Source organism: Stenomitos rutilans (assembly GCF_059505485.1).
The window spans coordinates 26,148-40,342 of record NZ_JCACKR010000114.1 but is presented as its reverse complement, the minus strand read 5'-3'; the positions used below and the strand labels follow the sequence as shown (position 1 = coordinate 40,342).

At 49.8% G+C, this 14,195-nt stretch carries 17 protein-coding genes; 11 read left to right on the top strand and 6 right to left on the bottom strand.

Annotation, left to right across the window (positions count from 1 at the left end; all coding sequences use genetic code 11):
- Window positions 1–61: 61 nt before the first annotated feature.
- The 3 genes from AC5JLP_RS23080 to bioF all read left to right on the top strand — a co-directional run bounded on the left by AC5JLP_RS23080 (window position 62) and on the right by bioF (window position 2,099).
- Window positions 62–379 carry a Precorrin-3B methylase gene (locus tag AC5JLP_RS23080; RefSeq protein ID WP_496070307.1) on the top strand — a complete coding sequence of 106 codons (318 nt, stop codon included), beginning with the start codon at window positions 62–64 and terminating at the stop codon, window positions 377–379.
- Window positions 369–761, top strand: coding sequence for a DUF1823 family protein (locus tag AC5JLP_RS23075; protein WP_496070306.1), 393 nt, complete (start codon window positions 369–371; stop codon window positions 759–761). The genes AC5JLP_RS23080 and AC5JLP_RS23075 overlap by 11 nt, the downstream gene beginning before the upstream one ends.
- A gap of 69 nt (window positions 762–830) precedes the next feature.
- Window positions 831–2,099 (top strand): 8-amino-7-oxononanoate synthase, encoded by a 1,269-nt coding sequence (bioF, locus tag AC5JLP_RS23070; RefSeq protein ID WP_496070305.1) that lies wholly within the window; start codon window positions 831–833, stop codon window positions 2,097–2,099.
- A gap of 61 nt (window positions 2,100–2,160) precedes the next feature.
- Here the strand turns inward: bioF and AC5JLP_RS23065 are convergent, their stop codons facing one another.
- On the bottom strand, window positions 2,161–2,526 hold the full coding sequence (locus tag AC5JLP_RS23065; RefSeq protein WP_496070304.1) for a hypothetical protein: 366 nt from the start codon (window positions 2,524–2,526) through the stop codon (window positions 2,161–2,163).
- A 209-nt stretch (window positions 2,527–2,735) separates the two neighbouring features.
- Here AC5JLP_RS23065 and pdxH point away from each other — a divergent pair, with 209 nt between their 5' ends.
- Window positions 2,736–3,392 (top strand): pyridoxamine 5'-phosphate oxidase, encoded by a 657-nt coding sequence (gene pdxH, locus AC5JLP_RS23060; RefSeq protein ID WP_496070303.1) that lies wholly within the window; start codon window positions 2,736–2,738, stop codon window positions 3,390–3,392.
- A gap of 39 nt (window positions 3,393–3,431) precedes the next feature.
- Here pdxH and AC5JLP_RS23055 read toward each other — a convergent pair whose 3' ends face one another.
- Together AC5JLP_RS23055 and AC5JLP_RS23050 are read right to left on the bottom strand one after the other, a co-directional pair.
- The gene (locus AC5JLP_RS23055) at window positions 3,432–4,562 is read right to left on the bottom strand and encodes a FecR domain-containing protein (RefSeq protein ID WP_496070302.1); all 1,131 of its coding nucleotides are present in this window, start codon (window positions 4,560–4,562) and stop codon (window positions 3,432–3,434) included.
- A gap of 417 nt (window positions 4,563–4,979) precedes the next feature.
- A complete protein-coding gene (locus AC5JLP_RS23050) occupies window positions 4,980–5,528 on the bottom strand; it encodes a DUF2854 domain-containing protein (RefSeq protein ID WP_496070301.1) in 549 nt (182 codons plus the stop codon).
- Window positions 5,529–5,918: 390 nt separating this feature from the next.
- Here AC5JLP_RS23050 and AC5JLP_RS23045 point away from each other — a divergent pair, with 390 nt between their 5' ends.
- On the top strand, window positions 5,919–6,176 hold the full coding sequence (locus AC5JLP_RS23045) for a hypothetical protein (RefSeq protein ID WP_496070300.1): 258 nt from the start codon (window positions 5,919–5,921) through the stop codon (window positions 6,174–6,176).
- 171 nt (window positions 6,177–6,347) lie between these two features.
- The gene (locus AC5JLP_RS23040) at window positions 6,348–6,530 is read left to right on the top strand and encodes a hypothetical protein (protein ID WP_496070299.1); all 183 of its coding nucleotides are present in this window, start codon (window positions 6,348–6,350) and stop codon (window positions 6,528–6,530) included.
- 235 nt (window positions 6,531–6,765) lie between these two features.
- On the opposite strand, the gene AC5JLP_RS23035 is transcribed toward AC5JLP_RS23040, so the two are convergent.
- Window positions 6,766–7,158, bottom strand: coding sequence for a response regulator (locus AC5JLP_RS23035; protein WP_496070298.1), 393 nt, complete (start codon window positions 7,156–7,158; stop codon window positions 6,766–6,768).
- A gap of 437 nt (window positions 7,159–7,595) precedes the next feature.
- Window positions 7,596–8,597 (bottom strand): sigma-70 family RNA polymerase sigma factor, encoded by a 1,002-nt coding sequence (locus AC5JLP_RS23030; protein ID WP_496070297.1) that lies wholly within the window; start codon window positions 8,595–8,597, stop codon window positions 7,596–7,598.
- A gap of 450 nt (window positions 8,598–9,047) precedes the next feature.
- Here AC5JLP_RS23030 and AC5JLP_RS23025 point away from each other — a divergent pair, with 450 nt between their 5' ends.
- The 4 genes from AC5JLP_RS23025 to AC5JLP_RS23010 all read left to right on the top strand — a co-directional run bounded on the left by AC5JLP_RS23025 (window position 9,048) and on the right by AC5JLP_RS23010 (window position 11,725).
- A complete protein-coding gene (locus AC5JLP_RS23025) occupies window positions 9,048–9,470 on the top strand; it encodes a ribosomal maturation YjgA family protein (RefSeq protein WP_496070296.1) in 423 nt (140 codons plus the stop codon).
- A 399-nt stretch (window positions 9,471–9,869) separates the two neighbouring features.
- The gene (locus AC5JLP_RS23020) at window positions 9,870–10,979 is read left to right on the top strand and encodes an S-(hydroxymethyl)glutathione dehydrogenase/class III alcohol dehydrogenase (protein ID WP_496070295.1); all 1,110 of its coding nucleotides are present in this window, start codon (window positions 9,870–9,872) and stop codon (window positions 10,977–10,979) included.
- Between the two features lie 199 nt (window positions 10,980–11,178).
- Window positions 11,179–11,334 (top strand): hypothetical protein, encoded by a 156-nt coding sequence (locus tag AC5JLP_RS23015; protein WP_496070294.1) that lies wholly within the window; start codon window positions 11,179–11,181, stop codon window positions 11,332–11,334.
- A complete protein-coding gene (locus tag AC5JLP_RS23010) occupies window positions 11,318–11,725 on the top strand; it encodes a Uma2 family endonuclease (RefSeq protein WP_496070293.1) in 408 nt (135 codons plus the stop codon). The genes AC5JLP_RS23015 and AC5JLP_RS23010 overlap by 17 nt, the downstream gene beginning before the upstream one ends.
- Here AC5JLP_RS23010 and AC5JLP_RS23005 read toward each other — a convergent pair.
- Window positions 11,722–12,681: a hypothetical protein gene (locus AC5JLP_RS23005; RefSeq protein ID WP_496070292.1), complete on the bottom strand. Its 960-nt coding sequence runs from the start codon at window positions 12,679–12,681 to the stop codon at window positions 11,722–11,724. The genes AC5JLP_RS23010 and AC5JLP_RS23005 overlap by 4 nt on opposite strands.
- Before the next feature lie 579 nt (window positions 12,682–13,260).
- Here AC5JLP_RS23005 and AC5JLP_RS23000 point away from each other — a divergent pair.
- Window positions 13,261–13,797 carry a hypothetical protein gene (locus AC5JLP_RS23000; RefSeq protein WP_496070291.1) on the top strand — a complete coding sequence of 179 codons (537 nt, stop codon included), beginning with the start codon at window positions 13,261–13,263 and terminating at the stop codon, window positions 13,795–13,797.
- Window positions 13,798–14,195: the final 398 nt, after the last annotated feature.

Genomic DNA, 14,195 nt, shown 5'->3' with positions numbered 1-14,195 from the left:
GCTTTCGCTTTATCGTCGAGGCCCTATCTGTCGCAGGCCTTGTTTAATTTGGTATGATTGCATGATGGCACAGAAACAACCGTTGACAGGAGAAGCCCTGATCAAAGAAGCTTGCCGACGGATTCGGGTTGCTCGCAGTTACTGGGATGCTCACAGGAATGCTGCCTGCCGAGGCGAGCGCGTTGGCGTTAGTCTGTGCGTTAGCACGCATCGTGCTCTGGCCCTTTACAACACACTCGCCAAGGAACAAAAGGAGCAAATTCCACAGCAGCTACGAGTTTGGCTGCGCTATCGCAGTGAAAAATGCTTTGGAGTACACCGCACTCCACCCAAGTCAACGCGCAAAACACGATCGCCAATCCAGAGCGATGATGACTAGCATTCCACCCCTGACCACTACAACCATTTGGGCTATTCTCGATGAAACGCTGGATGATGCGACTGTGAATCAGTTGGTGTGGCATGGGTTGGGCTACCGTTACGACGCAACAAGCGATCGCTGGGATACAACTGCCGTCTCCCCAGATTGGCAAGAAGCCTATCCTGAACCACCAGACTTTATCGAACATCGTCCGCCTAATGTCAAGCTGACACGATCCATTCCCGCCGAAAACAAACAACTGCTGAAGGAGAAGCTTGGGTTTCAAGGCTACAAGGTTGGCGAACTGATTCCACGCAAGACCCGACGCGCGACGATCGCGAACTGGCTTCTCAGCTATATGCAGCAAACGGGTCTCGATTCTTACGAAGATAGCAATTAGTGGTCAGCGGTCAGCGGTCAGTAGCTCTTCTGGGAAGCAACCTGAAAGGTCAGGAATCACAGTCTACTCTTGAAGCTGATCGCTGATCGCTCTCTAAGCAACATTCCACCCAAAATTGCAATGTCTACTCCCTACGCCTGGTTAGAGGACGCTCTCATAACCATTCATCGGGCAGATTGGTATCGCTCAGTGCAAGCAACCCAGGGGCGTGCTGGTGCCGTAGTGCAAATGGATGGGCAAGCCGTCATCAACTTTGCCAGCAATGACTACTTGGGACTGACAGGAGACGATCGCCTGATGCAAGCCGCGATCGCGGCCATTCAGGAGTTTGGCACGGGCAGCACAGGATCACGGCTGGTCAGTGGGCATCGAGAACTGCATGAGCAGCTAGAACGGGCGATCGCAGCGCTGAAACAAACGGAAGCCGCCCTGGTCTTTAGCTCTGGCTATCTGGCAAATGTGGGCACCGTGAGCGCACTGGTTGGTAAGCGAGATCTCATTCTGTCTGATCAATACAACCACTCCAGCCTTAAGCAGGGCGCTATCCTCAGTGGGGCAACGGTGTTGGACTACGCTCATGGGGATGTAGCTCAGGTTCAGCAATTATTGGCGCAGCACCGCGATCGGTACCGTCGCTGTTTATTACTCACCGATAGCGTCTTCAGCATGGATGGCGACCTGTGTCCGCTCCCAGAGCTTCTGGCACTCTCAGACACATTTGAGGCCATGCTGCTGGTGGACGAAGCCCATGCCACAGGCGTTTTAGGTGCAACAGGCGCAGGGGGTGTGGAGCATTTTGGCTGTACGGGACGCGCGATCGTGCAGGTAGGTACACTCAGCAAAGCACTGGGCAGTCTCGGCGGGTATGTCGCTGGTTCAGCCACGCTCATCGACTACCTACGAAACCGTGCGGCTGGCTTTATTTACACCACCGGGCTATCTCCAGCCGATACTGCCGCTGCTCTAGCTGCTATTGCGATCGTCCAGCAAGATCCCGATCGTCGCGCTCAACTCTGGCAAAACGTCACGACCCTCAAGCAAGCTTTGAGTCAGCAGCTTGCCACTAGAAGCAATCTGGAGATGAAGCTTCTAGCGTCTGAGTCATCCATCCTATGTTTGCAAGTGGCTAGCCCTGCGATCGTGCTGCATCTGGGCAAGCAGTTACGTCAGGCAGGAATCTTTGCACCAGCTATCCGTCCGCCCACCGTGCCCATTAGCCGTTTGAGACTGACCCTCATGGCAACCCATGACAGCACGCATTTGGAAAAGCTCGTCATCGCTCTGAACCAAGCACTTAAAAAGACCGAAGGCAACAAATCCAAAACGAAGGAAGGTTGAAGATGTAAGGCTATTTTGGGAGGCAGTTCAACGATCGTCTGAGATACATAGTTCAGCGTTATCAAGTACGGCGATCGCGCTTCAAATCATGGATGACTTTCTCCCATATCCATTGTTCAGACTGAAGAGGATTTTTTCTACGGGTGTACTCTAGTAGCCTGTTAGCTGTTTTCATATCGCCATTCACTAGGGTAAGAAGTTGGTTTTGTACCTTGCCAGTCACTGACTGTTTTGCTGCTGGCAAAACTGTTTGCTTTTGTTGCTTGAAGTTCTTGCCCTGAAGCGGTTGTGAGATATGAACATATAAAGTCGGTTTACCTGTCTGTGGTTTGCGCTGGTTGTCGATTGCTCGAATCAGCAAAAAAATCGAGTAAAAACCAGCACAAAAGATGAATGCCCAAAATAGAAAGACAAAAACTTCAATCATGGAAAGCCCAATTAATCATGTTTTAGAGTCATGCAACAATACAGACTCGATTAGACGGTAAAAGAGAGCTTGCCTACCAAAACTATAGGCAGACCGAACTTAACTTATTTAATTTAGTGATGCCAGATGCCTTAAAACACGTTTAGCTGGGCGATCGCTTGGGCAGAAGACATATCATACGGGAATCAATCGAGAAACTTTACCTTGATATGCGTTCAGATCTGAATATTCAATCCATTGCTGACCTTCGACAAAACTACACGCTGCAAGCACTCGACGAAGCAGACGTTGATCCTGATCCCATCAAGCAGTTTCAGCATTGGTTAGACCAGGCGATCGCGGCGCAGCTACCCGAACCCAACGCGATGACGCTTGCTACGGCCAGTCGTGAAGGCATCCCGTCTGCCCGCATCGTGTTGCTCAAAGGCTTGGATGATCGCGGTTTTGTCTTTTACACCAACTACGAAAGCCGCAAAGGGCAAGAACTGACAGATAATCCCCACGCAGCGCTGGTTTTTTTGTGGACTGTACTAGAACGGCAGGTGCGAATTGAAGGTCGGGTTGAGAAAATCACAGCCGCCGAAATGGACGCTTATTTTCAGAGCCGCCCGTTAGCAAGTCGGTTGGGTGCCTGGGCTTCTGATCAAAGTCGCATCATTCCCAATCGCGACGTGCTAGAACAACGCTTTGCAGAGTTGAAAACCATCTATGCGGATGAAAAAGTTCCTCGGCCCCCGCATTGGGGAGGCTACCGAGTCATTCCAATGCAGATCGAATTTTGGCAGGGACGTACCAGCCGTCTGCACGATCGTCTTCGCTATCGTTTAGAGCAAGGCCATTGGCTCCTTGAGCGTCTGGCACCTTAGTAGCTGGTTGGAGGCGATCGAGAATCCGGTTTTGCCCCCTCAGGGAGTTTGTCCCGGAAGAGAACCCGCTTGCACTGGGGAAAGATCACCCGACGCGGAAGGTGTGCCTGTGGAGGCGGGGGGTGGGCCGTTGGGTACTGGAGGTGCGCCAACACTACCAGAAGAGATTCCTTTGAAACCAGGCGGCTCTGTTGGCCTTGGAGGGGTAGACCCAGTAGCGGGTGGATTCGCCAGCGGGATGGTAGTTGGAAGCGCAATGGTTGGTGGAAACGTCGCAGGCATCGTCACGGTTGATGGAGTTAACAGGCGATCGGCAGGTGGGGCGATCGCGCTGGGTTCAGCCTGCTGCTCCACAGACGTTGTAGCCGTTGGTGTAGACTGGTTGATTACAGGAGCTTTGGCAGCGACTGGCGGTTGATCAGTGGCGGCGGTATTCTCACTGCAAGACCCAGGCAACGCTTGTGGGTTTGCAGCCTCAGCGGTTTCTGCACGAACTGCCGCGATCGCCGGATCGGTTTCTGTGCGATCGTTCGCTGCCATGCACTGCAAATTTAACCCCTTGACCAATTCGCTCGTGTCGTAAAACGTCTTGAGGTCAAAGCGATACACCTGCTCAATCCGATTGTTAGCCACAACAGCAATCTGCCCCGCTTGCAGCGTCTGCATTTGAGAGCGATCGCGGTTGGTAATCTCAATGCCACTTTCGGTGAGTGCCCCAACCAGAGTGACATTGGTTGCTGGCAGATAGCGCACAAACAGCGCTGAACCAGGGACATTCGCAATGGCATTGGGGGTTTGAATCCGGGTTTGCCCACGATTCGGAGGCACTAAAACGAGCAGCGTCCCATTCAACAGTTGTAGGGTGCGGCTTTCTGCCTCAAAGCGGAAGAGCGCTTGTCCCCCGACTCTAGCCAGTGAACCGTCATCAAAGTGTAGTTCCGCTCGTGCGGCTTGGGCGGTTAAGAGTGCGTCACCGGGGGCTAACGTATCACGAATGTTGGCCGATCGCGGCGCTTGATTGAGCAAGTTGAGTTCTACGGCATTCCGCAGGGAAGCAATCACAGCGCGTTTGAGGGGCACGCCAGCTTGAGCAATCGCAGGCACCACAATCGCACTAAGACTCAATGTTGTCAGTAAAGCAAGGCGACAAAGCCAGTAGCCCTTAACCATGACATCCTTCCATGCAACTCTCTAGCAGAACGGCATCATACTCCCGTTTGATCAGAACGATAAATGTTCACACAGCCATGCATCTCATGGCTGTGTGAACAATGCGTAGCACCGCTTCAAACGACATTTTAGGAAAACAACGTGCTTGGCTTCCCCTGGCGATCGTCTGAATCAATGCAACCCAAAAGCGTTGGTTCCAAAGGTGTCAACGCTTCAAACGACCAATCAAGCCCTGTGGAAGTGTGATGAATTCACTCAAGCATCAACCGTCCCGTTGAGGTGATCATATCGTAGTTGTAGGGCGCGAGTCCTGGGTTCATAGCCAGTCTTAGTCACACCCTCATATTTCGAAGAGCCAAACTTTACACCCCTGCTGTCAGACTTGGTCATTGATGAGCTAACACTGGCTTCATGCTCTTAGGGAAGGGCAACCAGCGCCACATCGACCCGTTGATCTCCTGCTGGGCTGACGATCGCCTTCACGCCAGGGCCAAAAAAGCTTGCGATTTTATCCTGCTTTTCCTGCCACAGCTCTAAGGGAATAAAAGGAGACTCAAATTTCAACACTAGAGTATATACACCCTCTGTTTTCACTTCCTGAACGCCGATCAGCGTTGGACATTCCTCATCTGTAGGACTCAAGCCAAGATGGCTGAGCGAGCTATCCAGATGTGCTCGTTGCCCATAGCGATAGCGCGTCACATCTTTGCGAATCTGATTTTGAGTTGAAGTGGCTTGCTGCTCTCGAAGAGCAAGAACATCAGGAGCCGTTGGCTGCATCAACGGTACTGGCTCCAACTCAGAAGCTTTGAGCGCTAACCCTCCTAATAAGAGTGGAATGCCGTAAAAGAAACCCACCAGGTTCAGCGTGGCATTATCGGTAATAAAATAGGCCCAAAAGCCAATGATGGTGAGAATACCACCGACGCTAAGACCCAGCGTACCTAGAGAAATTCGACGTAACATAGAGATAAAGGTCTGGCAGAATCGTAAAGATTTATTCTACGCTTATTATCCTTCTCTTAGGGCATTCGTGCTGATTAGGGGGATCAAGACAATCCTAAAATCGATACTCTTACTGAATGGTGAAGCTGCGTACACGATCGATATCGTGAGCTTCGGGATAGCTGATTGAGGTTGACCAGGAGGCTAAATGAATGCGCGGGTAATGCTAGCACCGTGCAGACAGGTACAGGGTCGCTGCCGTTTGACAACGCCAATGCAATCAGGTTAGGTGAATGGTATTCGCTCCTATCACCGCAAGGCTGGCTTGATTGCAGCCCTGACTTTATACCGTCAAGTAGCCAACGATCGCGTCTTGTTCGTTCGTTTTGTTCCCTTCATGTGGGCACTTCTATGTCTGAGGATGAAAATCGACGTTCTGCTGAAAAAGAGTCGTTGCTAGAGCAAATTAACGCGTTGAAACGAGAAGATGAGACGCTCAACAACATTTTGGCTGTGGACGTATGGGCCTTAGCTAAAACAATGGATGAGTTTCAACCCGGTTTTTGGTCAGCGTTTATGAAAAACCGCGATCAGGCGCTCAAGCGTTTTATTGACGAAGTCGTGCGCAGTAAACCAGTGAACGTCAAACGCCCTCCCTATTTGCGTTAGGTATGAGACCAAGCGTAGATAGTGACTGCTACAGCTCCCACCAGGGACGGATAAATGCTCGATCGGGCATGAAGACAATCGGTTTAACGAAGAGAAGCTTTACAATAGAACCTGGTCAGTAAAGGCTTAAATGACCACGCAAGCTTACATTCAGCAAAGGAAGCGCTAACAATGAATCCTGATACTCTTCGAGAGCGTATTACTCTGATTCAAGGCAAACGTGAAGCGTTAGTGCGTTTGTTAGAGCAACCAGACTTAGGCACGCTAAGGATTGATGTCAACCAGGCGATCGAAGAAATTGACGACCTTTTGGATGAATTTAAGCAAACTTTTCCAGACTCCCTATCAAGCTAATCAGAAGGCACAATCGTTTTACAAGATAGGTAGAGCCGTTCTGGCTTTTCAGAAAAGCGATAGCGTGGCCTGTGTGGGCCTTGTTTCTAAGCTTTAACCAACCCTGCGTCTATCTTGTTTTTGATTTTACCCACTTCTTTAGTGAAGGGTGCTGCCAATGTGTTGGTGCTATCTCACCAGAGTCAGCACGATCACAAGCGAAAAAGGTCAATAGGTATGGGCGATCGCGCTGTTCCTATACAACTTGTTGCCCAAGGTGTCTGACCATTGCAATCAGGTCTAACGTTGCAGTGTCTTTTTTGCAGAAAGCATCGATCTTTGCCGTCTGAATCATCACTTCTGTTTGCGGATCATCCAACGAAGAGTAGGCAAGAATCTGAATCTTTGGATTAGTGCTTTTGATTTGAGTGGAGGCGCTTAACCCATCTAAAACTGGCATCTGGAGATCCAGGATAATCACATCTGGCTGCTGCTGGTGCACCAGATCGATCGCTTCTTGTCCGTTGCTCGCTAAACCAACCAGTTCAATATCAGTCTGACTCCGAAGAGCCAAACTCAGACTGAGCCGGGTGAGTTCATGATCATCGACAATTAGAACACGAATAGCGGTTTTTTCACGCGTCAACATCCTAACCCTGGCATTACTAAACGATACGCAATCAGCTTCAGTTTAGTATTGACGAATACGTACGGCCTCTACCATGCGAGTTAACCGTTCGTACCTTTCTACTGTTCATACTAATGATCTTTTCATTATGACTGTTAAAGCGCTCCATATCTGCACCAAAGAAGCAGAGCTAAGATTGCTCTCACTTTGCTAGGGGTTGACATCAATGACTCATACACGTAGCTTCAGCAAGGTTCCAGTCCCTAGCCTTGTTTGTGGGGACGGGCGCGGTTAGGCTGATACAAGACTTTTGAGCTTAATTAATGACGCGCCCTAGCTCATTGCTGCATTCATGATCTGGTTTAATGGGCCAACCTTTACGACCGAGAACAAACGTCGAGCATCTACTGAGTTGCACTGGCTATGGCGTCTAAGGCATTGACGATCGCTCGTTTCACTTAGCGAATCCAATCTTTGAGTAAGGCTTGGCGGCGTGGGTGGCGAAGTTTACGCATCGCTTTAGCTTGAATTTGACGCACTCGTTCTCGCGAGAGATGATAGAGTTCGCCGATTTCAGTCAGCGTATAGTGCTGGCCGTCTTCTAACCCAAAGCGCAGTCGGATAATATCCCGCTCACGATCGCTGAGGTGATCCAAAACAGAATTGAGACGATCGCACAGCAATTTGTGATCCAAACAATCGTTTGGCGCAACATTGTCGGCATCTTCAATGAGCTGCATCAATTCTGTATCTTCTTCTCGCCCAACCCAAGCGTGCAGTGAGAGGGTACCCTGGCTCACATCCAGCACTTGCTCCAACTTGTCTTCATCAATTTCGAGGGCGGCCGCGAGTTCGGCTTTGGTTGGCTTGCGTCCAAGCGCTTGAGACAACGTTTGGCGGGCTTTGCGCACTTGATTCAATTTTTCGACCATGTGGACGGGAAGCCGCACGGTACGAGATTGGGAGGCGATCGCGCGTGTAATGCCCTGACGAATCCACCAGTAGGCGTAGGTCGAGAACTTGTAGCCGCGTTCGTAGTCAAACTTTTCAGCAGCGCGCATCAACCCCATCGCACCTTCCTGGATTAGATCTAGAAACGGCACACCCCGGTTGAGATATTTTTTGGCAATGGAGACAACCAGGCGTAAGTTTGCTCGCACCAACTTCCGTTTTGCCTGTTCACCGCGATCGCCTCCTTTGACAATTTCTCGCGCCAGCTCAATTTCTTGTGCTTGAGTTAGGAGAGGATAGCGAGCCATTTCGCGCAGAAATAACCCGACTGAATCATCGGTAAGACCGAGACGTTCAGCTTTGGTTGGCTTATATGGAACCTTGTCTGGAACCGGATCGTCCGGATCTAGCTCTTCAATTTCAGTGAGATCGATCGCAAAGTCGAGTTCGGCAATCTCTGATTCAGCGGAATCAGTTTCAATCGGATCGGGAGACAATTTAGCAGTCATAGACGCTCGAATAAAGCTCTCAGAAATGGATGTAAAATTGCCTCCAACTTTAACAAAGAATTTTGAAAATGCTCACTTTTTTTGAAAAAACTTTCTAAATTTTTGTGTTGAGGCTAAAGCAACCAATAATGGACGATACCAACTCCTTCATTTTTTGTCCATTTTATTGAGTGCACTATACGATCTTGGGTTTCATTCAGCCTCGATCGAGCACCAGCGATCAGTTTTTCTTATGGACTCAACGGTTTTTTTCAATAATTAGCTTTTTAGCTGATCGAACACAGTAGAAGGAGTCGAAAACTTTGAAAGGTCGTTATCTTTACAGTTCGTTACTCAAACGTCAACCCTGACTAGTCGCCGATCATCTACTTTTAAGTCATTAGTTAGGGATCTACTTCTCTTCTCATTCGTCAAAAAATTGCCCTCGATCGCAGTCGCGCAAAATTTCTGATGCCACGTTTGCACTCCAAAGGTTCCTGGTTTTTAAACTATCGGTTGGTGCTGTTAGTCAGCATGGCGATCATTGTGCCGATCGGGTATGTCATTCGCTTCGCTCCCAACCCGACCTTCGCATGGTTAAATGATGCGATCGGCAGCCTTGCCTACGAAATTTTCTGGGTTTTGCTCGCGGCTTTCTTCTCACCGCGCACATCCTCACGGGCGATCGCGATCGGTGTTTGCCTGGTGACTTGCGGCTTAGAGTGGCTTCAGCTTTGGCATCCACCATTTTTAGAAGCAGCACGCGCTACTTTAGCAGGGCGGCTCATTCTAGGCAATACCTTTAACTGGTTGGATCTTCCGCCTTACGTCATCGGCAGTGGTCTGGGTTGGCTGTGGGCGCGATCGGCTCAATGGGTGACGCGGAGGGAGTGATACCGATTTAAAGAATGACGGCTACAGATCAATCGGTGGGTAGGGGCAAGGCAATGCCTTGCCCCTACAGGATGTGTCGCATTTTCAATTCAAATTGGTATGAGAGGATGCAGAAGGTGCGAGGGCAGTTTTGAGTTGATTAAGCAATTAGCGGTCAGCTATCAGCAGTTAGCGGTCAGCTTTTTTAGCCTTTAGCCTTTCCCCTGCCTCCCTTGCTTCCCCTGCCTCCCCTGCCTCCCCTGCTTCCCTTGCTTCCTTACCAAGCAAGCTGCTTTAGACTATGGATTGCAGCCTTATGAATTAGAGTCGTCTTGCTCCAATCTCAACGCTGCGATCGCACATCATTTAAATAGATATAAATAGATAAATTAAATAGATAAATAGACTTGGAGCAACGTTATGGATGTCAAAGCTGCTGTCGCGCTCGAAGCAGGCAAACCCCTCAGTATCGAAACCGTGCAGCTTGAAGGCCCTAAAGCAGGCGAAGTGCTGGTGGAAATTAAAGCGACTGGCGTTTGTCATACCGATGCCTACACGCTCTCTGGTAGTGACCCTGAGGGGCTGTTTCCTGCCATTCTGGGGCATGAGGGCGCGGGTGTTGTTGTAGACGTTGGTGCAGGCGTCACATCGCTCAAACCAGGCGACCATGTCATTCCTCTGTACACACCCGAATGTCGCCACTGTGAATACTGTTTAAGTCAGAAAACCAATCTGTGTCAGGCAATCCGCTCTACTCAAGGGCGAGGTGTGATGCCGGATGGTGGTAGTCGGTTTTCGATCGACGGCAAACCGCTTTACCACTACATGGGCACCTCCACGTTTGCCAACTACACTGTGCTGCCCGAAATTGCCGTCGCCAAAATCCGCGAAGACGCGCCGTTTGAAAAGGTCTGCTATATCGGCTGTGGCGTTACAACTGGAGTTGGTGCCGTCATCAACACCGCAAAGGTCGAGCCAGGAGCGAATGTCGTCGTCTTTGGGCTGGGTGGCATTGGGCTAAACGTCATTCAAGGTGCCCGCATGGTGGGTGCCAATATGATTGTGGGCGTAGACCTGAACCCCAAAAAGAAAGCCCTGGCTGAAAAGCTGGGCATGACGCATTTTGTGAATCCCAGTGAAATTGAAGGCGATTTGGTCGCGCATTTAGTCGAGCTGACGAAGGGTGGCGCTGACTATAGCTTTGAATGCATTGGCAATGTCAACGTGATGCGTCAAGCGCTGGAATGCTGCCACAAGGGCTGGGGCGTGAGCGTCATCATTGGTGTGGCAGGGGCAGGGCAAGAAATCAGTACTCGCCCGTTTCAACTGGTGACGGGTCGCGTGTGGAAGGGCAGTGCGTTTGGTGGCGCAAGAGGCCGCACCGATGTCCCTAAGATTGTAGACTGGTATATGGACGGCAAAATCAATATTGATGATTTGATCACAAATGTGATGCCCGTTGATCGTATCAACGAAGCCTTTGACCTAATGCATAGCGGTGAGGGCATTCGGACGGTGATTACGTTTTAGCAGAAGCCATCAAGTATGGATGGTTCGACCATAAAGTGAGCAGCTATGACGATCGCAACACCTAAACAAGACTTACGCAAATTCTCGCAAAACTGCCCCCCGGCCCCCAACTTTGGGAGCAAGCACTTAAAGTCCCCCAAAGTTGGGGGATTTAGGGGGCAACTGCGTAAGTCCTGCTAAAGTTACTTTACAGGCATTCTTGCAGTTGCCTCATATTGAGGAATCATCCTCTTGGGAATACATTAATGGCGAGGGAGTGCAAAAGCCGATGGGTGTTGGTAAACACAGTCTGTTGCAGAAAGGTTTGATCGCAGCGATCGATCAGGCACAGACGGGCTATGAAGCCTTGCCATAGACGCTATTGCACCTACCCTTCGGGAAGCCGCAATAGCGTCTATGGCAACCGTTCCATTGTGCCAGATGTGGTGGTCATTGCTAAAAACCACCTGCCACTGGATGAAAGTGGCGATAGAAGCAGCGCTGGTATTGAGTTTGCTCCACCCTGGGTGATTGAAATTCTCTCTCCGGCTCAAAGCCAAACGAAGGTCACTGGCAACATGCTCCACTGTCTTCGGCATGGCAGTCAGTTAGGCTGGTTGCTTGATCCCCACGAGCGGTCAATCCTGGTCTACCAGCCCGATCGCTTGCCAGAGTTACTCTTTGGCAGCGATCGGTTGACTGCACTGGACGGCGTAACCTTGTCGTTAGCCGTTGAGACAGTTTATGGCTGGTTACAACGAAACTAGACTCTAGCCTTGCGTCGTTTGGGCACAGGCGCTTGGGCAACGGCTTCCTTCGATGATGGCTTTCGTCCAGGCTTGCCTTTGATGCTGGTTTCGCGCTCAAGGCTGTTTTTAGCAGCCGCTTTAGGGCGACCACGCTTAGGTTTTGCTGGCGCTGGAATTGATTCTGTTGTAGCCTCTTTGGATGATGAGGGTGCCGGAGCGTTGATCGGGGTTGGTTCAGCAGGTGTTGCTTCGTCAGCCGATGGTTCAGAGGCGATCGAGGCAGGCGTATCGGTAATTTTTGCAGCAGTGGCTTTACCTGCTTTAGCGGCTTTCCCGATTTTAGCTAATCGTCTTGCGGCTGAAATGTAGTTTCTCAAGGTAGAAGCGCTAATCTTGGCACCGTGACTTGTCAAAATTTCAGCGAGGTCATCATACGATTTTCCTTCTTTCAACACGGCGCTCAGAAGTTCGTGCTGTTGCTCAATGACCGTGCGCGAGGTGAGCTTGGCGGTCGCCTGATCAGACAGAGCGCTGATGAGCTTCTCGGTGGCACTACCGGGTGTGGCGCTGCTGGCGGTGGCATTCGTTGACGGCTTTGCTTTAGTTGCTTTCGCGGTTGCGGTTGATTCTGAGGGTTTGCGACCGTTCTTCTTCCGTCCATCAGGTTTTACAACTGGTTCAGCGATGGTTTCAATAGGGGCATCCTGGCTTTCGATCGCCGTCGTTGGAATGGTGTTGGTTTCAATCGCAGGCAACAACAGCGCTTGAGCCGTGTCTTGTTTGCGCCAATCATCAAACGAAGGTAAACCTGCAATGTGCAAATGGCGAATTTGCTCTCGCAATACTTCATCGGAATTACGGAGCGTTGCTTCGCAGACAAATTTGAGGTATTGATACTCAATCTCAGCGAGAGCGACTTCGACATCGACGGTCTGAAACGAAATTTTTCTGAAGGCTGTGAAATCTTGAACCACGATTATCTCCTTTACACGTTAACGAGGATGGTTGAAATTGTTTGCTGCCAGCGCATGTGAAAATTCAATACGCCACAATCCAAAGATGTTGCTACAGGTCCACTTCCCAAAAAAAAGGCTTTCAGTCTACTCAAATGGGTTTTCCTCTCGTCACCGTATGGAGCCTCCATCGGTCAAGAAACGCCCGATCGCGAAATGAATGTTATGCACCAAGCTTAGAAACGTTCTACATCTACTGACGTTATACTGCCTGTGGCTTGAGGTTGATGCAAAATTTTTAGCCAATTTTGCGATCGCACCACAGAACTTAGTCAACATTTGATCAAATTGCCCAATTCTGGTCGATTGCCCAATTCTGGTCGTAGAACTTCAATGATTGAGCAAGTAAAAACGCCGATGAAGGTATGCCGACACGTTTGTTAGACTCTGGCATAGCTTTATTAAGACTTACGCAAACCTCGGAGGTTTTAACCACAAATGAGGCGTCGTTACCCAATGTAGCCGTTTAAACCTCCGAGGTTTTGGTCAAACCACGTCAATCCTGTTTGTGCGATCGCACCTCAACCTACTTTAATCATCATGCGAATTTCACCTGTCTTATTTTTACCGCCAGTCTTGGTGTTATCGGGATCGTCTGCGATCGCCAACGACGATCGTCCCGCTTCGCCTCAACCCGCTATCGTCTCGCCCACTCTCGCACCACTCACGATCGAGTCACTGGCAGGAACGTATACCCTTGATGATGAAGAGCGATGGGTAGCCACGAGATTAGAAGAGATGCAAAAAGACGGGCTGGATGATGAAACCTTAAAGTCAATGGAAATACTTCTAAGGCGGTCGTTCATCACAAGCAAAGTCACGATCGCCGCAGATGGCAAGTTTGAATTTCAGGAGTTAGATTTCAAGGCAGACGGACAAGTCAAGCATGACAGCGACAAATTCATTTTGACCATTGACCTAGCCAAACTCATCAAAAGGACAGACGGTTCAACTAACCCTCTCAAATGTACCAAGTGCTGTACATTCACTTTAAATGTTTCAGCCGATGGGCAAAAGTTACTACGCTACGATTTCAAAAAGTCTTCCAAACTCCTGCGCGTCTATGTGAAGCGGTAACGCAACTGTTACGAAAAGGATACAGGTTGGCAAGTTGTCACTATTTTTAATAAAAGAGTGGTTTGCGGCGATCGAATCCCGTTGAGTCAGCCGCGACAAATAGATGATTGCCTGGGTTTCAGTAGGTCGATCGCCGCTCAGTAACGCTTACGGTGCTGCTGATCCCTTCTAGGGAGGCTATGAGAGCGATGAATGGGCACGTGGTGGAGGGGCGATCGCAGCAAAATTCCGCCAGAGCAAACATTTCAGCGGTGTTTTCTTGATTGTCTTTTGTTCCGTTTTATATAAAAAGCAAAGTTAAAACTGATTAAGCGATCGTTTTAGAAATTGATAGGGCTTTATGCTTGCTGAGAAGGCTCTGGTAAATTTAGACGGGTTCATCGTTTGTTTAGCAAGTC